Source organism: Pseudomonas sp. CFBP 8771 (assembly GCF_014841695.1).
Taxonomy (GTDB): domain Bacteria; phylum Pseudomonadota; class Gammaproteobacteria; order Pseudomonadales; family Pseudomonadaceae; genus Aquipseudomonas; species Aquipseudomonas baltica.
Genome location: NZ_JACYUJ010000002.1, coordinates 352,689 through 370,605, shown reverse-complemented (window position 1 = coordinate 370,605; position 17,917 = coordinate 352,689). Strand labels below are relative to the sequence as shown.

General features: G+C 63.3%; 16 protein-coding genes. 12 read left to right on the top strand and 4 right to left on the bottom strand.

The window, feature by feature from the left end; translation table 11 throughout:
* Positions 1–116 precede the first annotated feature (116 nt).
* A complete protein-coding gene (locus IFT80_RS06255) occupies positions 117–1,274 on the top strand; it encodes a phospholipase D-like domain-containing protein (RefSeq protein ID WP_192136992.1) in 1,158 nt (385 codons plus the stop codon).
* Positions 1,275–1,347: 73 nt separating this feature from the next.
* On the top strand, positions 1,348–2,787 hold the full coding sequence (gene sbcB, locus IFT80_RS06250) for an exodeoxyribonuclease I (protein ID WP_192136991.1): 1,440 nt from the start codon (positions 1,348–1,350) through the stop codon (positions 2,785–2,787).
* A gap of 96 nt (positions 2,788–2,883) precedes the next feature.
* Here the strand turns inward: sbcB and mvaT are convergent, their stop codons facing one another.
* Complete coding sequence (gene mvaT, locus IFT80_RS06245) at positions 2,884–3,264, bottom strand: histone-like nucleoid-structuring protein MvaT (protein WP_122479728.1); 381 nt, start codon at positions 3,262–3,264, stop codon at positions 2,884–2,886.
* Positions 3,265–3,578: 314 nt separating this feature from the next.
* Between mvaT and purU the strand changes: the two genes are divergently transcribed.
* Together purU and IFT80_RS06235 are read left to right on the top strand one after the other, a co-directional pair.
* Entirely contained in the window at positions 3,579–4,430 is an 852-nt protein-coding gene (gene purU / locus IFT80_RS06240) for a formyltetrahydrofolate deformylase (protein WP_122479422.1), read from the top strand.
* Between the two features lie 2 nt (positions 4,431–4,432).
* Positions 4,433–4,660 carry a hypothetical protein gene (locus tag IFT80_RS06235; protein ID WP_185794220.1) on the top strand — a complete coding sequence of 76 codons (228 nt, stop codon included), beginning with the start codon at positions 4,433–4,435 and terminating at the stop codon, positions 4,658–4,660.
* On the opposite strand, the gene IFT80_RS06230 is transcribed toward IFT80_RS06235, so the two are convergent.
* The gene (locus tag IFT80_RS06230; protein WP_192057645.1) at positions 4,629–5,624 is read right to left on the bottom strand and encodes a lysylphosphatidylglycerol synthase transmembrane domain-containing protein; all 996 of its coding nucleotides are present in this window, start codon (positions 5,622–5,624) and stop codon (positions 4,629–4,631) included. The two genes, IFT80_RS06235 and IFT80_RS06230, sit on opposite strands and share 32 nt — an antisense overlap.
* A 216-nt stretch (positions 5,625–5,840) precedes the next feature.
* On the opposite strand from IFT80_RS06230, the gene IFT80_RS06225 reads away from it, so the two are divergent.
* Complete coding sequence (locus IFT80_RS06225; protein ID WP_192136990.1) at positions 5,841–7,313, top strand: helicase HerA-like domain-containing protein; 1,473 nt, start codon at positions 5,841–5,843, stop codon at positions 7,311–7,313.
* Between the two features lie 68 nt (positions 7,314–7,381).
* On the opposite strand, the gene IFT80_RS06220 is transcribed toward IFT80_RS06225, so the two are convergent.
* Together IFT80_RS06220 and IFT80_RS06215 are read right to left on the bottom strand one after the other, a co-directional pair.
* Positions 7,382–8,854, bottom strand: a complete 1,473-nt coding sequence (locus IFT80_RS06220; protein WP_192057643.1) for an inorganic phosphate transporter — start codon at positions 8,852–8,854, stop codon at positions 7,382–7,384.
* 297 nt (positions 8,855–9,151) lie between these two features.
* The gene (locus IFT80_RS06215) at positions 9,152–9,352 is read right to left on the bottom strand and encodes a hypothetical protein (protein ID WP_122479727.1); all 201 of its coding nucleotides are present in this window, start codon (positions 9,350–9,352) and stop codon (positions 9,152–9,154) included.
* Positions 9,353–9,627: 275 nt separating this feature from the next.
* Between IFT80_RS06215 and pcaR the strand changes: the two genes are divergently transcribed.
* From pcaR to IFT80_RS06180, 7 genes are all read left to right on the top strand, one after another.
* Entirely contained in the window at positions 9,628–10,497 is an 870-nt protein-coding gene (gene pcaR, locus IFT80_RS06210; RefSeq protein ID WP_185794003.1) for a pca regulon transcriptional regulator PcaR, read from the top strand.
* Between the two features lie 163 nt (positions 10,498–10,660).
* Positions 10,661–12,007: an MFS transporter gene (locus IFT80_RS06205; RefSeq protein ID WP_122713370.1), complete on the top strand. Its 1,347-nt coding sequence runs from the start codon at positions 10,661–10,663 to the stop codon at positions 12,005–12,007.
* Positions 12,008–12,140: 133 nt separating this feature from the next.
* Complete coding sequence (locus tag IFT80_RS06200) at positions 12,141–13,001, top strand: CoA transferase subunit A (protein ID WP_192136989.1); 861 nt, start codon at positions 12,141–12,143, stop codon at positions 12,999–13,001.
* Complete coding sequence (locus IFT80_RS06195; RefSeq protein WP_122479414.1) at positions 12,998–13,777, top strand: CoA-transferase subunit beta; 780 nt, start codon at positions 12,998–13,000, stop codon at positions 13,775–13,777. The genes IFT80_RS06200 and IFT80_RS06195 overlap by 4 nt, the downstream gene beginning before the upstream one ends.
* A complete protein-coding gene (pcaF, locus tag IFT80_RS06190) occupies positions 13,774–14,979 on the top strand; it encodes a 3-oxoadipyl-CoA thiolase (RefSeq protein WP_192103988.1) in 1,206 nt (401 codons plus the stop codon). Before IFT80_RS06195 ends, pcaF begins: the two co-directional genes overlap by 4 nt.
* A gap of 236 nt (positions 14,980–15,215) precedes the next feature.
* Positions 15,216–16,505, top strand: coding sequence for an MFS family transporter (locus tag IFT80_RS06185; RefSeq protein ID WP_122479412.1), 1,290 nt, complete (start codon positions 15,216–15,218; stop codon positions 16,503–16,505).
* Between the two features lie 45 nt (positions 16,506–16,550).
* Positions 16,551–17,915, top strand: coding sequence for a 3-carboxy-cis,cis-muconate cycloisomerase (locus tag IFT80_RS06180; protein WP_192136988.1), 1,365 nt, complete (start codon positions 16,551–16,553; stop codon positions 17,913–17,915).
* Positions 17,916–17,917: the final 2 nt, after the last annotated feature.

The window sequence follows — 17,917 nt, the reverse complement described above, 5'->3', positions numbered from 1 at the left end:
CGAACCTGGTCTGCCTGCACCCGCCACCGATGTCTCCATCCACCTGGTTACAGGACTGCCCATGCGTGAATCGAACGGCTTGCAAGCGACCCTATCTGTCATGCAGGGGCGCTGACATGGGCGGGCCGGTGTTTCCGTGGCGCGAGAGCAGCGAATTCGAGTTGCTGATCGACGGGCCGCAGTTCTTCCCGCGCATGCTCGAGCGCATCGGCCAGGCCGAGCACGCGATCGATCTGGAACTGTACCTGGTGGAGGCCGGCGCCTGTGCCCAGGCCGTGGTCCAGGCACTGCACGCGGCGGCCGCACGGGGCGTGCATGTACGCTGCCTGTTCGACCACTACGGCTCGCTGGCCTTCACCGCAGAACTGCGCGCGCAGTTGACCGACGTCGGGGTGGAGCTGCGTTTCTACAACCCGATCAGTTGGCGCCGGGGCGTGCGCAACCTCTACCGCGACCATCGCAAACTGTTGCTGGTGGACCAGCAATGGGCGATGGTCGGCGGCACCGGTGTCACCGACGAGTTCTGGCAGCCGAATGAAAGTGTCAGCGAATGGCATGAGGTAATGGTGGCCATGACCGGCACCTTGGTCGCTGACTGGCAGATGCTGTTCGACCGCCAATGGCGCGCCAACCTGCGGCGCACCGCCTGGCGTCCGCCTACCCATTTCGGCTTGGCGCGCGTGCCGCCCATGCCCGACGGCGGCCAGGGGCTGGGTCGGGTCGCCTACGCCGATGCCCGGCAACATCGCGACATTCTGCAGTCACTGGTGCGCGCACTGAACAGCGGACAGCGCCGCATCTGGCTGGCGACACCGTATTTTCTGCCGACGTGGAAGGTCCGCCGCTCGCTGCGTCGCGCCGCCAGCCGCGGCATCGACGTCAGGCTGTTGCTCACCGGTCCGCGCACCGACCACCCATCGGTACGCTATGCCGGCCATAACTATTACCCGAAGTTGCTCAAGGCGGGGGTCAAGATCTATGAATACCAGCCCTGTTTCCTGCATTTGAAAATGGTCTTGATCGACGACTGGGTCAGTGTCGGTTCGTGCAACTTCGACCATTGGAACCTGCGCTTCAATCTGGAAGCCAACCTCGAAGCGCTGGACCCTGGCTTGACTACGGCAGTGGAACGCAGCTTCATCACCGACTTCGCCGCCAGCCACGAAGTCAGCCTGGCCGATTGGCGCCGTCGGCCGTTCTGGGGGCGGGTTCAGCAACGCATTTTCGGCTGGATGGATCGCCTCAGCGTGGCGGTGTTTCGGCGCCGGGGCTGAGGCCGCCCGACAACCGTGGCCTCATGCGGGGCAGGGCTCTACACTGTCGCGCAACTGCGCACAGGACACCTCAGTGACTTCCAGCATTTTCTGGTACGACTACGAAACCACCGGTATCAATCCGCGCTGCGATCGGCCCTTGCAGGTCGCCGGCATCCGTACCGATGCAGACCTGAACGAGATCGCGGCGCCGGTCAATCTGTACTGCCAGCCCAGTGACGACATTCTCCCGCACCCGGCAGCCTGCATGATCACCGGCATCACTCCGCAGCGCCTGGCCGATCGCGGCCTGAGCGAGGCCGACTTCATGACCCGGGTCCACGCCCAGCTGGCGATGCCCGGTACCTGCGGGGCCGGCTACAACACCTTGCGCTTCGACGATGAAATGACCCGCTACAGCCTCTATCGCAACTTCTTCGACCCTTACGGGCGCGAGTGGCAAGGTGGCAACAGCCGTTGGGACTTGATCGACGTGGTTCGCGCTGCCTATGCGCTGCGCCCCGAGGGCATCCACTGGCCGCAGGTGGACGGACGGGCGAGCATGCGCCTGGAGTTGCTCACGGCCGCCAACGGCATCGACCATGGCCAGGCGCATGACGCCTTGTCCGACGTTCGTGCCACCATTGCCCTGGCACGCTTGATCCGTCAGCGCCAACCCCGGCTCTACGACTGGCTGTTCCAATTGCGTGGCAAACAACGAGTGCAGGAAAATATCCAGCTGTTGCAGCCGCTGGTACATGTTTCCGGGCAATTCGGCGCAGCGCGACGCTATGCCGCGGTGGTGTTGCCATTGGCTTGGCATCCAAAGAATCGCAATGCCTTGATTGTCTACGACCTGGCTCATGATCCGCAGCCGTTGATCGAGCAAAGTATCGAGGTATTGCAAGAGCGTCTGTACAAACGCCGCGAGGATCTCGCGGAGGGCGAGGCGCCATTGCCTTTGAAACTTCTGCACATCAATCGCTGCCCGGTAATAGCCCCGCTCGGCGTACTGCGCGACGAAGATTGGCAGCGCCTGAATCTGGACAAGCCGCTTTATCAAGCTCGGGCAATGCGTTTGTGCGATGCCCAACCGCAATGGCATTACAAATTGTCACCGTTGTATCAAGCGCAGGCGTTTTCCGAGAGTGTCGATCCGGAACAACAGTTGTATGACGGGTTCATCGGTGACCGCGACCGGTTATTGTGCGAACGGATTCGCACATTGGATCCAGAACAGTTGGCGACAGCTCAGTGGGTATTCGATGACGAGCGCCTGCCTGAATTGTTGTTCCGCTACAGGGCGCGCAACTTTCCGCATACCCTGAATCCTCTTGAAACACAGCGTTGGTTGCAATTCTGCCAACAGCGCCTGAGTGATCCACTAATGGGCGCGCCCAATACTTTGCAAGGTTTCAATGCCGCGCTGGCCGACTGCATGGTCAAGGCCGATCCGGCGCAGACCCAGGTGCTGAATCACTGGCAGACCTACGCGCAGGCACTGGCGGCGCGCCTGGGCCTACAGCCGACTTGAATTGAAGTCGCGGCCATAAAAAACGCCAGTCACAGGACTGGCGTTTTTTTATCTACAGGCTGTGATCTACAGACTGCGATCCAAACGATGTAGCGATCAGCCGAGGAAACTGGCCCAGCTTTCGACCACGTCACCACCCCATTTGGCTTTCCATTCTTTCAGGGTCTTGTGGTTGCCACCCTTGGTCTCGATGACTTCACCGTTGTGCGGGTTCTTGTATTGTTTGACCTTGCGCGCGCGCTTGGTGCCGGTAACTTTGCCTGTGGCAGGGCGCGGTGCCTTGTTCAACTTGGCTTCCGGATCCAGCAGGGCAATGATGTCGCGCAGTGATTTCTGGTATTCGCCCATCAGGGTGCGCAGTTTGCCTTCGAATTCCAGTTCGGTTTGCAATTTGTCGTCTTCGGACAGGTTCTTCAAGCGTGCCTGAAGCTCTTTGATAGCCTCTTCGGTTGCGCGATATTCGTTGATCAGGGACATGGTCATACCTCGGTAATGCAAGTGTCAGTGGAAACAGTGTCGTGATAATAAGCATCCACCGAGGCCAAGTAAACATTTAACGGAAACACAGCGTTGATACCGACAGTGCCTGCAACATCGAGGTGAATGATTTTTCATGTCATTACCGGGCAGATCTATTTAATACCTGTGACTCCATCGACAGTGTGCCGGCCGACCCGTTCGGTGGAGCGGGGCGGATGTGCGACACGCTTGAAAGGCTGCAATCAATACTGCAGATTCGGCCGTCAGCCGCTAGAATGGCGCCCTTTGCGAAGTTTCTGGAGTTTGAATACATGCGCACTTTTCGGCTGGTGACCGCTTGCCCGGACCGCGTTGGCATCGTTGCCAAAGTCAGCCATTTCCTGGCGTCCCACAACGGCTGGATCAGCGAATCGAACCACCACTCCGATGACCAGAACGGCTGGTTCTTCATGCGCCACGAAATTCGTGCCGACACCCTGCCGTTCGACATCGACGCCTTCCGCGAAGCCTTCGCGCCCATCGCCGAAGAATTCGCCATGGAATGGCGGGTCACCGACACCGCGCAGAAGAAGCGCGTGGTGCTCATGGCCAGCCGCGAATCCCACTGCCTGGCCGACCTGCTGCACCGCTGGCACAGCAACGAGCTGGACTGCGACATCGCCTGCGTGGTGTCCAACCACGACGACCTTCGCAGCATGGTCGAATGGCATGGCATTCCCTTCTACCACGTGCCGGTCGACCCTCAGGACAAACTGCCGGCGTTCGCCGAAGTCTCGCGCCTGGTCGATCAGCACCAGGCCGATGTCGTGGTGCTGGCGCGTTACATGCAGATTCTGCCACCGCAGTTGTGCCAGGCCTATGCCGGCAAGATCATCAACATCCACCACAGCTTCCTGCCGTCTTTCGTCGGCGCCAAGCCTTACCACCAGGCCTCGCTGCGCGGCGTGAAACTGATCGGTGCCACCTGTCACTACGTCACCGAGGAGCTGGACGCCGGCCCGATCATCGAGCAGGACGTGGTTCGCGTCAGCCACAGCGACAGCATCGACGACATGGTGCGCTTCGGTCGCGATGTCGAGAAAATGGTTCTGGCCCGTGGTCTGCGCTATCACCTCGAAGACCGCGTGATGGTGCACGGCAACAAGACCGTAGTCTTCAGCTGAGCATGGACGAGCCGGGCGACAAGGCCAGTGCCAAGCCGTTGCCGGTGCTCGGTGCGGGCTGTGCGAGCCGCTTCGATCCCGAGGCGCTGAGCGAGGAGCACGGCACCGATTTTCCGGGTGCCGAGGCGTTGTGGGCGCAGCAGCTGCGGGAACAGCAGCAGGGCGAGCCTGCCAGCGACGTCGACACGCCCGCTGCGGTCAAGCCTGGCGGGCCCGCAGCAGCTTGTTGAGCAAGGGTTTGCCCAACAGGGCGACGAACACCGGGCCGCCGGCGATCAGGTAGAAGTAGTAGGTGACCAGCCGCCAGATCAGAATGGCGGCGGCAGCGGTCGACTTGCCTACCATGGGCGCCAACAGGGCGGCCGAGGCCAGCTCGGCGGCGCCCGCGCCGCCGGGCAACAGGCTGAACTGGCCGGCGCTCAGGGCCAGCATCTGAATCAGAAAGCTCCACGCCCAGTCCACCTCGCTGCCCAGCCCTTGCAAAGTGAAATACAGCACGCTGTAGCGCAGCGTCCAGTGCACGCAGGTCAAGGCAAACACCTGGGCAAGCACGCGGCGGGGCAGGCGGAAGTTGTCAGCGAAAGCGTCGAGAAAATGCAGCAGTTTGCGCGCCCAGCGCCGTCGTGTGGCGGGCTTGATGCGCAGCAATTGCAGGAGCCGGCCGTTGATCTTGATCACCGGACGGTGATAGCGCGCCAGTACCGCACAGGCGATCAACGCGGCCGTCATCAGAACCCCGCTGGCCAGCAGCATGCTTTCCAGTGCCTGGCTGAGGTTGTGAAACAGCGCGTAGACCAGAATGCACAGCAGGGCGAAGAAGAAGAACATCAGGTCGTTGAGCTGGTCCATGGCGAACACGGCGCTGGTCTTGGCCGCGCCGATGCCCTGGCGTCCCAGCAAGGCCAGCAGGGTCAGTGGTGCGCCGCTGCCGCCCGGGGTGGCGCAATAGGCGAACTCTGCCGCCATCACTACCGCAACCGTCTTCAGCCGACCGATGCGTGCGGCCTGCTCGGCCAGCAGCAGCCGCAGGCGCATGGCATTCACCACCCAGCCGACGCAGATCATGCCGAACATGCCCAATAGCAGAAGCAGCGAGAACCCGCGCAGGCGCTGGAGCATTTCGCTGCCGCCCATGACGATGGGAATGAGCACGGCGACGGCGATGATCAGAACCAGCCACAGCATACGACTCATGGTAGGCGAGTCGTCGCGAGGTTCGCGGGAGGGGAAAGGCGAGTGCGCTGCATGGAAGAGTCCGTATGGGCCGGCATCGGGCCGTCGTGGGCGAGATGATAGCCGCGTCGGCGCGATTCGTCAGCGACTTGGATTCACCCAGGATTTTTTCCTGCACACCGGCCGGTTTGGCATTACGCTGGGTCAGGCTTCATTGAATAACAGCAGAGGTGCAACATGACGGATGCCCGACACGTATTGTTCGGTGCCGACCTGAGCGGCGAGCCAGTGGGTCTGGACCTGCGCCTGGCCAACCGCCACGGTTTGATCGCCGGTGCCACCGGAACCGGCAAGACGGTCACCCTGCAGCGCCTGGCCGAGGCATTCAGCGAGGCCGGGGTGGTGGTCTTTGCCGCCGATATCAAGGGTGATCTGTGCGGCCTGGGCGCCGGTGGCAATCCGCAGGGCAAGATCGCCGAGCGGATTGCGCAGATGCCATGGCTGGAGTACCGCCCCCAGGCCTGCCCGGTCACCCTCTGGGACATTCATGGGCAGTCCGGCCATCCGCTGCGCACCACGCTCAGCGAAATGGGGCCGCTGCTGCTGGGCAGCCTGCTGGAACTCACCGACAGCCAGCAATCCGCGCTGTACGCCGCCTTCAAGGTAGCCGACCGCGAAGGCTTGCTGCTGCTCGACCTCAAGGATCTCAAGGCGCTGCTCAACCACCTCCGGGACAACCCAGAGCTGCTCGGTGACGACAGCGCGCTGATGACCACGGGCTCGAGCCAGGCCCTGTTGCGCCGCCTTGCCACGCTGGAGCAGCAGGGCGCCGAAGCGCTGTTCGGCGAGCCGGCCCTGCGCCTGGAAGACATTCTGCACCCCGACGCCGATGGCCGCGGCCGCATCCATCTGCTCGACGCCAGCCGCCTGGTGCACGAGGCGCCGAAAGTCTACGCCACCTTCCTGCTGTGGCTGCTGGCTGAGCTGTTCGAGCAATTGCCCGAACGCGGCGACGCCGACAAGCCGTTGCTGGCGCTGTTTTTCGACGAAGCCCACTTGTTGTTCAACGGCACCCCCAAAGCCCTGCAGGATCGCCTGGAGCAAGTGGTGCGGTTGATTCGCTCCAAGGGCGTCGGCGTGTACTTCGTCACCCAGTCCCCCAGCGACCTGCCCGATGCGGTGCTGGCCCAACTGGGCCTGCGCATCCAGCACGGTCTGCGGGCGTTCACCGCCCGAGAGCAGAAAGCGCTCAAGGCGGTTGCCGAAGGTTTCCGCCCCAACCCCGCGTTCGACACCCTGGCGGTGCTGACCGAGCTGGGCACCGGCGAGGCCTTGGTCGGAACGCTGGAGGAGAAAGGCACCCCGGCGATGGTCCGGCGCGTCTCGATCGCGCCGCCGCAGTCGCGTATCGGCCCGCTGACGGACGCCGAGCGTGCCGCCGTGGTCCGCCACTCTGCACTGGCCGGGCGCTACGATCAGCCGGTGGACCGCGAGTCCGCCTATGAACTGCTGACCGCGCGCAAGCTGGCGCCCGCCGCGGACCCTGCACAGCCGCCCGCGCCAAGCCTGGCCGACAAGGCCGGCGAGTTTCTCAGTGGCGCGGCGGGGCAGGCATTGAAGTCAGCGATGCGCCAGGCGGCCAACCAGTTCGGTCGCCAGTTGGTCCGCGGCTTGATGGGGTCTTTGCTGGGCGGCAGCAAGCGCAAGTAGCGTCCAGCGTTTTCCCACCCATGCAAAAAGGCGCCCGCGGGCGCCTTTTTGCAACTGTCGCTCATTACCTACCCGACCAGTCGGCTCGCCAACCAGAACAGTCCAGCCGCCAGGCCCATGGAGGCTGGCAGGGTCAACACCCATGCCAGCATGATGGTGCGCACCGTGCCGCCCTGCAGCCCGCTCTTGTTGGCCACCATGGTGCCAGCGACGCCCGAGGACAGGATGTGGGTAGTCGACACCGGCAGGCTGAACACGTTGGCTGCGCCGATGGCGCACGCTGTGACGATCTGCGCCGACATGCCCTGGGCGTAGGTCATGCCCTGCTTGCCGATCTTCTCGCCGATGGTCAGCACCACGCGTTTCCAGCCGACCATGGTGCCGGTACCCAAGGCCAGCGCCACGGCCAGGATGACCCAGAACGGCGAGTATTCGGTGGTTGCGGTGAGGTCCTTGCGCAGCTTTTCGAGGTCGGATTTCTCACGCGGCTCCAGTGCTGGCAACTTGCCGACCTTCTTCGCCGTGTCATCCAGGCAGAGCAGGTAGCGACGCACTTCGATGCGACGCTCGGCCGCCAGCGAATGGTAGTCGGAGACACCTTCAAGCGTGCTCAACAGCGCTGCGATGGTAGGTTCGGTCTGCTGCGGATTGCAGCTGAACTTCTCTGGCAGATCGCCCTGCTGGGCTTTGCCCAGCGCCAGGAACTCACCCAGGGTGGCCTGGTTGCGCTGGTAGAACTGGCTCAAGTGCTGGGTCGCGTCGCGGGTCCGCTCGATCTGGTAGGTGGTCGAGTTCAGGTCAAGTACGAACTGCTGCGGGACGATACCGATCAATACCAGCATGATCAGGCCGATGCCCTTCTGGCCATCGTTGGAACCGTGCACGAAACTCACGGCCATGGCCGACAACACCAGCACCAGGCGATTCCAGAACGGTGGGTGCTTCTTGTCGTCCAGCTTGCGCCGCTGCTCTGGGGTCTTGTGCATCTTGGACGCCGGACGCCACCATTTCAGGCCGATCAGCACCAGGGCCGCCGCCACGAAGCCGGCGATGGGCGAGAACACCAGCGAGGCGCCGATGTCGATTGCCTTCTGCCAGTTGACGCCGTCGCCCAGTGGGATGTCGTTGATCAAGGCATTGGCCAGACCCACGCCCAGGATCGAGCCGATCAGGGTGTGCGAGCTCGAGGCCGGAATGCCGAAATACCAGGTGCCCAGATTCCAGGTAATGGCCGCGGCCAGCAGCGAGAACACCATGGCCAGGCCATGTCCGGTGTTGACGTTGATCAGCAACTCCACCGGCAGCAGGTGGACGATCGCGTAGGCCACGCCAACGCCGCCCAGCAGCACGCCGAGGAAGTTGAAGATACCGGACAGGAATACGGCCAGGTGCGGCGGCATTGCCTTGGTGTAGATGACTGTGGCCACCGCGTTGGCGGTGTCATGAAAGCCGTTGATGAATTCGAAGGTGAGAACAAACGCCAGCGCTAAGAACAGGCTGACCAACACCCACGCATCCAGTGCGCTGAATAATTCGATCATGAAGGTTTTGTGACCGGGCCATTGAGGGGGCGCGATTATGCCAGAAATCGAGGCGTTATGACCCCCCAGGCGCTGACCGGTGGGTCCGCTTTTCCGGCATTCAGCAGGCAGTGGCGAGGGCTGACGCCAATGCAGCAGGCACCTTGGCCCCGAAAATTCGGGCTATCGGTAGCAGGCAACGTCCCGCATACAACCCTGGATAATTCAAACGGGCGTATGAAATCTATCGCCACATGACGCATTTTTGATGGCAATTGACGTGGCAGGGCCGGCGCGGTGCGTCGTGCCACGTCAATATCAGGCGTTAGGCTGTTGCAGGTCTTTTTCGATCTTCTGGATCTCTTCCTGGAATGCCAGATCGACAATGCTGGCGCGTTTGCGCCAAGGTTTGCGTTCGGGTTCCGGCTGAGCAGCGTAGGTGGTGATCTCGCCGCCGTAGACTTCCTTGTAACGTTGTTCCTGGCGCTCCAGTTGCGCGCGCAGTTCGTCTTTCGTCACATTCATTACTCTGATAAATGGAAAGTTGAAACCGGCTGACAAGGTTTCTCCAGCGCCGTGCCAGTTGGCGAACGCATTGTAGCGAGTCGCAGTGTCAACGGGGCACCTGGGTCTGTCATCGAATGTGTGTAGCTCGACTCGATACACACTAGGAAAACGCAAACAGGGATAAGTTTCAGCACTGACCACGAAACGCCCGCTGTACAGGTTTGCGATTATCGCCCGCTGGTTCGATAATCGCCCTGGGCAGTTCCCAGTATCCAGAGGGCAGTTTGATGAGCGAAGACACTCCACCGGCAGCCTCGACAGTGCCCCAGCGAACTGCGTTCAGCTCCCTGGCTCCGCCGATCGTGGCATCGCCGGCCAAGCGCATCCAGGCGTTTACCGGCGATCCTGACTTCATGACCTCGCTGGCCCGCGGGCTGGCGGTGGTGCAGGCATTCCAAGAGCGCAAGCGACACCTGACCATCGCGCAGATCAGCCACCGCACCGAAATCCCTCGGGCCGCCGTGCGACGTTGCCTGCATACCCTGATCAAGTTGGGCTACGCCACCACCGATGGGCGCACCTACTCGTTGTTGCCCAAGGTCCTGACCCTTGGCCATGCCTACCTGTCGTCGACACCCCTGGCGGTGTCTGCACAGCCGTATCTGGATCGCATGAGCGAGCAGCTGCACGAAGCCTGCAACATGGCCACGCTCGAAGGCGACGACATCCTCTACATCGCGCGCTCGGCCACGACCCAGCGGCTGATCTCCGTGGACCTGTCGGTGGGCGGCCGGCTGCCGGCGTATTGCACCTCCATGGGCCGCATATTGCTCGCCGCGCTCGACGACGCCTCGTTGCACGAATACCTGCAGCACACCGACCTTGCGCCCAAGACCAGCCGTACCTTGACCAGCAAGGTGACATTGCTCGAATGCCTGGAGCGGGTTCGCCAGCAGGGCTGGTGCATCGTCGATCAGGAGCTGGAGCAGGGCCTGCGTTCGATTGCCGTGCCGGTGTACGACGCGTCGGGCCAGGTGCTGGCGGCGCTCAACGTCAGCACCCACGCCGGTCGAGTGACGCGGGCGGAACTGGAGCAACGCTTCCTGCCGATCATGCTGGCTGCCAGCCGCGACTTGAGTGCGCAACTGTTCGCTTGAACCATCGTGGCCAGCGTGGGCATTGCAGTGCGGTGACCGCACACATCTGCAGGTGCGCGATTGACCGGGCCGGGGCGCGCTGACTAATGTCCATCGCATCGACTGCTCAGGCATGTGTCGATGTGCCCGTCTTTCCCGAATAACTACAATGACAAGAACAATAATGAACAGACCTGCCAACGCTGCAGGGGTGTGCCTGGATGTGCAGACCCTGATCAACGACCGACCGCTGTCGCGCTACCAATGGCGCGTGGTCATCCTGTGTTTCCTGATCGTCTTTCTCGATGGCCTGGACACCGCCGCCATGGGCTTCATCGCGCCCGCGCTGTCGCAGGAGTGGGGCATCGACCGGGCCAGCCTCGGGCCGGTGATGAGCGCCGCGCTGATTGGCATGGTGTTCGGCGCGCTGGGCTCCGGGCCCTTGGCCGACCGCTTCGGGCGCAAGCTGGTGCTGGTTGGGGCGGTGCTGGTGTTTGGCGGGTTCAGCCTGGCATCGGCCTACAGCAGCAACGTCGATCAACTGCTGATCCTGCGCTTTCTCACCGGCTTGGGGCTGGGCGCGGGTATGCCCAACGCCACCACGCTGTTGTCCGAATACACCCCCGAACGCTTTCGTTCGCTGCTGGTGACCAGCATGTTCTGCGGTTTCAACCTGGGCATGGCCGGTGGCGGGTTCATGTCCGCCAAGCTGATTCCTGCCTTCGGCTGGCACAGCCTGCTGTTGCTCGGCGGTGTGCTGCCGCTGCTGCTGGCGGTAGTGCTGATGGTCTGGCTGCCCGAGTCGGCGCGGTACCTAGTGGTACGCAACAAAAGCGTGGAAAAAATCCGTCGCACCCTTGCACCGATCGACCCTGAGCAAGTGGCGCGGGCCGAGCGTTTCAGCGTTCCCGAACAGAAAACCGTCAAAGCGAGCAACGTCCTGGCGGTGATCTTTTCGGGCACCTACCGTGCCGGGACCTTGCTGCTGTGGCTGACCTACTTCATGGGTCTGGTGATCGTCTACCTGTTGACCAGCTGGCTGCCGACGCTGATGCGCGACAGCGGCGCGAGCCTCGAGCAGGCCGCCTTCATCGGCGCGCTGTTCCAGTTCGGCGGTGTACTGAGTGCCGTAGGCGTGGGTTGGGCGATGGACCGGTTCAACCCGCACAAGGTCATCGCCACGTTCTACCTGCTGGCTGGCGTATTCGCCTACGCGGTAGGGCAAAGCCTAGGCAACATCACAGTGCTGGCGACGCTGGTGCTGATCGCCGGGATGTGCGTCAACGGCGCGCAGTCGGCGATGCCGTCGCTGGCCGCGCGGTTCTACCCGACGCAGGGGCGCGCCACCGGTGTGTCGTGGATGCTGGGCATCGGTCGTTTCGGCGCAATCCTGGGTGCCTGGATGGGCGCGACACTGCTTGGCCTGGGTTGGAATTTCGAACAGGTGCTGACGGCGCTGGTCGTCCCCGCCGTGCTGGCCACCGTGGCCTTGTTGATCAAGAGCCGGGTCAGCCACGCCGACGCTACCTGAAGAACGCTGCTGTACTGTTCGATAATCGAACAGATAGTCGATAATCGGATTGTTCGTGTGAGGCTGGCGCCCTAACCTGTATGCCAGCTTCATTCAAACAAGATGGCTCACAGTACCGAGGAGTCCTGCCCACATGGCTGCAATTCTGTCGCTCACCGACGCGGTGAAGCAATTCGTCAACGATGGCGACACCATCGCGCTCGAAGGCTTCACCCACCTGATTCCAACCGCTGCAGGTCACGAGATCATTCGTCAAGGCAAGAAAGACCTTACGCTGGTGCGCATGACCCCCGACCTGATCTACGATCAGTTGATCGGCGCCGGTTGCGCTCGCAAGTTGATCTTCTCGTGGGGCGGCAACCCCGGTGTCGGTTCGCTGCATCGACTGCGCGACGCAGTCGAGAAGCAGTGGCCGCAAGCGCTGGAGATCGAAGAGCACAGCCATGCCGACCTGGCCAATGCCTATGTGGCCGGCGCCTCGGGCCTGCCGTTTGCGGTGTTGCGGGCCTATGCAGGCTCCGACTTGCCCAAGGTCAACCCATTGATCAAGACGGTCACCTGCCCGTTCACTGGCGAAGTGCTGGCCGCTGTGCCTTCGGTCCGTCCAGACGTCACAGTGATCCATGCGCAGAAAGCCGACCGCAAGGGCAACGTGCTGCTGTGGGGCATCCTCGGCGTGCAGAAGGAGGCCGCCTTGGCCGCCAAGCGCTGCATCGTCACGGTGGAAGAAATCGTCGACGACCTGCAGGCCCCCATGAACTCCTGTGTACTGCCAACCTGGGCACTGACTGCGGTCTGCCACGTACCGGGTGGGGCACATCCGTCCTACGCCCACGGCTACACCGAGCGCGACAACGTGTTCTACCAGGCCTGGGACCCTATCGCGCGAGACCGGCAGACCTTTACCGCCTGGATCGACACCTACATCCGTGGCACCCAGAACTTCAGCGAATACCAGGCGAAACTGGCCAGCGCAGCGCAGGTGACCCCATGACTTACTCCACCAACGAGATGATGACCGTCGCGGCTGCGCGGCGCTTGCGCAACGGCGCGGTGTGCTTCGTCGGCATCGGCCTGCCGTCCAAGGCCGCCAACCTGGCCCGTCTGACCTCCTCGCCGGACGTGGTGCTGATCTACGAATCCGGTCCGATTGGCGCTAAACCCACCGTGCTGCCCTTGTCCATCGGCGACGGCGAACTGGCGGAAACCGCCGACACGGTGGTGCCGACGGGTGAGATCTTCCGCTACTGGCTGCAGGGTGGACGTATCGACGTCGGCTTCCTCGGCGCCGCCCAGGTCGACCGTTTCGGCAACATCAACACCACCGTGGTGGGCGACTATCATCAGCCCAAGGTCCGCCTTCCGGGCGCTGGTGGGGCGCCGGAAATCGCCGGTTCAGCCAAGAGCGTGCTGATCATCCTCAAGCAGTCGCACCGCAGCTTCGTCGAGAAGCTCGATTTCCTCACGTCGGTGGGCCACGGTGACGGCGGCGACTCGCGCAAGCGCCTGGGCCTGCCGGGGCAAGGCCCGGTGGGGATCATCACCGACCTGTGCATCATGGAACCGGAAGCCGGCACCAACGAGTTCGTGGTCACCTCCATCCACCCCGGTGTGACCCGCGAGCAGATCAGTGCTGCCACCGGCTGGAAGGTCCGCTTCGCCGACGACGTGCAGACCACGGCCGAGCCCGACACCACCGAACTGGAGGCGTTGCGCGCCCTGGAAGCACGCACCGCGGCCGCCCATGGCCAAGCGCCGGGAGAAGCATGATGCGTGACGTATTCATTTGCGATGCGGTACGTACGCCCATCGGTCGCTTTGGCGGCAGCCTGGCCAACGTGCGTGCCGACGACCTGGCCGCCGTGCCGATCAAGGCGTTGCTCGAGCGTAACCCGGCGGTGGATTGGGCGCAGGTCGACGAAGTGTTCATGGGCTGCGCCAATCAGGCGGGCGAAGACAACCGCAACGTCGCACGCATGGCGCTGCTGCTGGCCGGCCTGCCCGAAGGCGTGCCGGGCGTGACCCTCAACCGCTTGTGTGCTTCGGGCATGGATGCGGTGGGCACGGCGTTCCGCGCCATTGCCAGTGGCGAGATGGAGCTGGCGATTGCCGGTGGTGTTGAATCGATGTCGCGCGCACCCTTCGTCATGGGCAAGGCCGACGCCGGTTTTTCCCGCAACATGAAGCTGGAAGACACCACCATCGGTTGGCGCTTCATCAACCCGCTGATGAAGGCCCGATACGGCGTTGATGCGATGCCGCAGACCGCCGACAACGTGGCCGACGATTATCGGGTCTCCCGTGAGGACCAGGACGCCTTCGCCGTGCGCAGCCAGCAACGCACCGCTGCCGCCCAGGCGGCGGGGTTCTTCGCCGAGGAAATCGTACCGGTGCGCATTCCCGGCAAGAAGGGCGACACCGTGGTCGAGCAGGACGAGCATCCACGTGCCGATACCACCCTGGAAACCCTGGCCCGGCTCAAGCCGGTCAACGGCGCCGACAAGAGCGTGACCGCAGGCAATGCTTCGGGTGTCAACGACGGCGCCGCCGCCATGATTCTCGCCAGTGCCGAGGCAGTGCAGAAGCATGGCCTGACGGCCCGTGGCCGGGTGCTGGGCATGGCCAGTGCCGGGGTGGCGCCACGGGTGATGGGCGTCGGTCCGGTACCGGCAGTGCGCAAGCTGCTGGAACGCCTGAACCTGACGGTCGAAGACTTCGACGTGATCGAGCTTAACGAAGCGTTCGCCAGCCAGGGCCTGGCCGTGCTGCGCGAGCTGGGGCTGGCGGACGACGCGGCGCAGGTCAATCCCAACGGCGGGGCGATTGCCTTGGGGCACCCATTGGGCATGAGCGGGGCGCGGCTGGTGTTGACCGCGCTGCATCAGTTGGAAAAAAGTGGCGGCAAGCGCGGGCTGGCGACGATGTGCGTGGGGGTAGGGCAGGGTCTGGCGTTGGCGATCGAGCGGGTTTGAGGGGGCTTCACTGGCCTCTTCGCGGGCAGAGGGCTCGCCGCCCGCCCCGCTCCCACAGAAAAGCCCTCTCCCACATAGATCAAATGTTCTTGTGGGAGCAGGCTCCTGTGGGAGCGGGCTCTGCCCGCGAAGAGGCCCTAAAGCCAACCCTCAACCTCCCAGACCGCCAATCACCTTGTGCCTGAGGTTGTAACAGGTTATGTCTAGCCTTTACCGACCTCAATGAGAACTAAAACATGACAACAGTTCATTACACCGGTGAGGAGCGCAAGAAGCGCATATTCGCGATCGTCGGCGCTTCATCGGGCAACCTGGTGGAGTGGTTCGACTTCTATGTCTACGCCTTCTGCGCCATTTATTTCGCCCCAGCCTTCTTTCCTTCCGACGATCCAACCGTGCAACTGGTCAACACCGCCGGAGTGTTCGCCGCAGGCTTTCTGATGCGGCCGATCGGTGGCTGGCTGTTCGGCCGCGTGGCCGACAAGCATGGCCGCAAGAACTCCATGATGATCTCGGTGCTGATGATGTGCGCTGGCTCGCTGGTGATCGCCTGCCTGCCGACCTACGCCACCATCGGTGTCTGGGCACCTATCATCCTGTTGCTGGCCCGGCTGTTCCAGGGTCTCTCGGTAGGTGGTGAATACGGCACCACGGCGACCTACATGTCCGAAGTCGCCCTGCGTGGCCAGCGTGGTTTCTTCGCGTCGTTCCAGTACGTAACGTTGATCGGCGGGCAACTGCTGGCCGTGCTGACCGTGGTCATCCTCCAGCAGTTTCTCGATGAGCAGGAACTGCGGGCCTGGGGCTGGCGCATTCCGTTTTTCGTCGGTGCCGTCGCCGCGATCATCTCGCTGTTGTTGCGCCGTACGCTGAAGGAAACCAGCACCGCCGAAACGCGCAACGACAAGGACGCCGGCAGCATCGCCGGGCTGTTCAAGAATCACAGCGCAGCCTTCATCACCGTATTGGGCTACACCGCCGGCGGCTCGCTGATTTTCTACACATTCACCACCTACATGCAGAAGTACCTGGTCAATACCGCAGGCATGCATGCCAAGACCGCCAGCCTGATCATGACCGGCGCGCTGTTCCTGTACATGTGCATGCAGCCGCTGTTCGGCATGCTCGCCGACCGCATCGGCCGACGCACCTCGATGCTCTGGTTCGCCGGGCTCGGTACCTTGTGCACCTTGCCGATCCTCATGGCATTGAAGACCGTCACCAGCCCGTTCCTGGCGTTCGTGCTGATCACCCTGGCCCTGGCCATCGTCAGCTTCTACACCTCGATCAGTGGCCTGGTCAAAGCCGAGATGTTCCCGCCGCAGGTGCGCGCCCTGGGCGTCGGCCTGGCCTACGCGGTAGCCAACGCGGTGTTCGGCGGTTCAGCGGAGTTCGTCGCCTTGAACCTGAAGAACATGGGCAACGAAAACGCGTTCTACTGGTACGTCACGGTGATGATGGCCATCGCCTTCCTGTTCAGCCTGCGTCTGCCCAAGCAGCCCAAGTACCTGCATACCGACCATTAAACCCAGGGGCGCGCCATCGCTGGCGCGCCCTTGCAGGGGAGCTCCATGAACCAACCGCCGAACAATCAGTTGTTCGATGTCTACTTCACCGCCCCGGCCATGCGCCAGATCTTCTGCGACCATGGCCGGGTGCAGGGCATGCTCGATTTCGAAGCCGCGCTGGCTCGCGCCCAGGCGCGGGTCGGTGTGATCCCCAGCGCGGCAGTCGCTCCCATAGAGGCCGCGTGCAAGGCCCAGCTATACGACTTCCAGGCCTTGGCGCAGGCCATTGCCAGTGCTGGCAACTCGGCCATTCCCTTGGTCAAGATGCTCGGCAAGGTCATTTCCGCCACCGACGCCGAGGCCGAGCGCTACGTGCATCTGGGGGCGACCAGCCAGGATGTCATGGACACCGGGCTGGTCCTGCAGCTGCTGGCGGCAGTTGAGCTGATCGAATCCGACCTGCGCCTGCTGACCGACGCCCTGAGCCAGCAGGCTCGCCGCCATGCGGCCACGGTGATGCCCGGACGAACCTGGCTGCAACACGCCACACCCGTCACCCTGGGCATGAAGATCGCTGGCTGGCTCGGCGCCCTGACCCGCAGCCGACAGCGCCTGCGCGAGCTCAGGCCGCGGCTGGCCTGCCTGCAATTCGGCGGCGCATCGGGCACCTTGGCCGCACTCGGCGATCGAGCCATGCCGGTGGCCCAGGCACTGGCCGAGGAACTGCACCTGAACCTGCCCGAGCAGCCTTGGCATACTCAACGCGACCGACTGGTGGAGCTGGCCTCGGTGCTGGGCCTGTTGGCCGGCAGTCTGGGCAAGCTGGGGCGTGATATCAGCCTGCTGATGCAGACCGAGGCGGCGGAAGTCTTCGAACCTTCGGCACCGGGAAAGGGCGGTTCCTCGACCATGCCGCACAAGCGCAATCCGGTCGGTGCGGCGGTGCTCATTGGCGCTGCCACCCGGGTGCCGGGTCTGCTGGCCACGCTGTTCAGCGCGATGCCGCAGGAACACGAGCGCAGCCTGGGGCTGTGGCACGCCGAATGGGAAACGCTGCCGGAGATCTGCTGCCTGGTGTCCGGCGCGCTGCAGCAGGCGCTGGCCATCGCCGACGGCATGCAGGTCGACGATGGGCGCATGCTGGCGAACCTGGAACTGACTCACGGCCTGGTGCTGGCCGAAGCTGTGAGCATCGTGCTGGCCCAGCGGATCGGTCGTGACCGCGCCCATCATGTGCTGGAACAGTGCTGCAAGCAGGCCGTCGCCCAGGGCCGGCACCTGCGCGCGGTGCTCGGCGACGAGCCGCAGGTCACCGAGCACTTGGACGCCAATGAACTGGACCGTCTGCTGGACCCTTCGCACTACCTGGGCCAGGCCCAGGTCTGGGTCGAACGGGCGGTGGCCGAACACGATCTTTTGAATGCGTGAGG

What these genes read in the sequence shown, in the direction of transcription:
- IFT80_RS06205 (WP_122713370.1), top strand. Translation starts at nt 10,661, where the DNA reads ATGAACAGACCTGCCAACGCTGCAGGGGTGTGCCTGGATGTGCAGACC.
- IFT80_RS06200 (WP_192136989.1), top strand. Translation starts at nt 12,141, where the DNA reads ATGGCTGCAATTCTGTCGCTCACCGACGCGGTGAAGCAATTCGTCAAC.
- IFT80_RS06220 (WP_192057643.1), bottom strand. Translation starts at nt 8,854, where the DNA reads ATGATCGAATTATTCAGCGCACTGGATGCGTGGGTGTTGGTCAGCCTG.
- IFT80_RS06225 (WP_192136990.1), top strand. Translation starts at nt 5,841, where the DNA reads ATGACGGATGCCCGACACGTATTGTTCGGTGCCGACCTGAGCGGCGAG.
- pcaF (WP_192103988.1), top strand. Translation starts at nt 13,774, where the DNA reads ATGATGCGTGACGTATTCATTTGCGATGCGGTACGTACGCCCATCGGT.
- IFT80_RS06230 (WP_192057645.1), bottom strand. Translation starts at nt 5,624, where the DNA reads ATGAGTCGTATGCTGTGGCTGGTTCTGATCATCGCCGTCGCCGTGCTC.
- mvaT (WP_122479728.1), bottom strand. Translation starts at nt 3,264, where the DNA reads ATGTCCCTGATCAACGAATATCGCGCAACCGAAGAGGCTATCAAAGAG.
- IFT80_RS06255 (WP_192136992.1), top strand. Translation starts at nt 117, where the DNA reads ATGGGCGGGCCGGTGTTTCCGTGGCGCGAGAGCAGCGAATTCGAGTTG.
- pcaR (WP_185794003.1), top strand. Translation starts at nt 9,628, where the DNA reads ATGAGCGAAGACACTCCACCGGCAGCCTCGACAGTGCCCCAGCGAACT.
- purU (WP_122479422.1), top strand. Translation starts at nt 3,579, where the DNA reads ATGCGCACTTTTCGGCTGGTGACCGCTTGCCCGGACCGCGTTGGCATC.
- IFT80_RS06235 (WP_185794220.1), top strand. Translation starts at nt 4,433, where the DNA reads ATGGACGAGCCGGGCGACAAGGCCAGTGCCAAGCCGTTGCCGGTGCTC.
- IFT80_RS06185 (WP_122479412.1), top strand. Translation starts at nt 15,216, where the DNA reads ATGACAACAGTTCATTACACCGGTGAGGAGCGCAAGAAGCGCATATTC.
- IFT80_RS06195 (WP_122479414.1), top strand. Translation starts at nt 12,998, where the DNA reads ATGACTTACTCCACCAACGAGATGATGACCGTCGCGGCTGCGCGGCGC.
- IFT80_RS06180 (WP_192136988.1), top strand. Translation starts at nt 16,551, where the DNA reads ATGAACCAACCGCCGAACAATCAGTTGTTCGATGTCTACTTCACCGCC.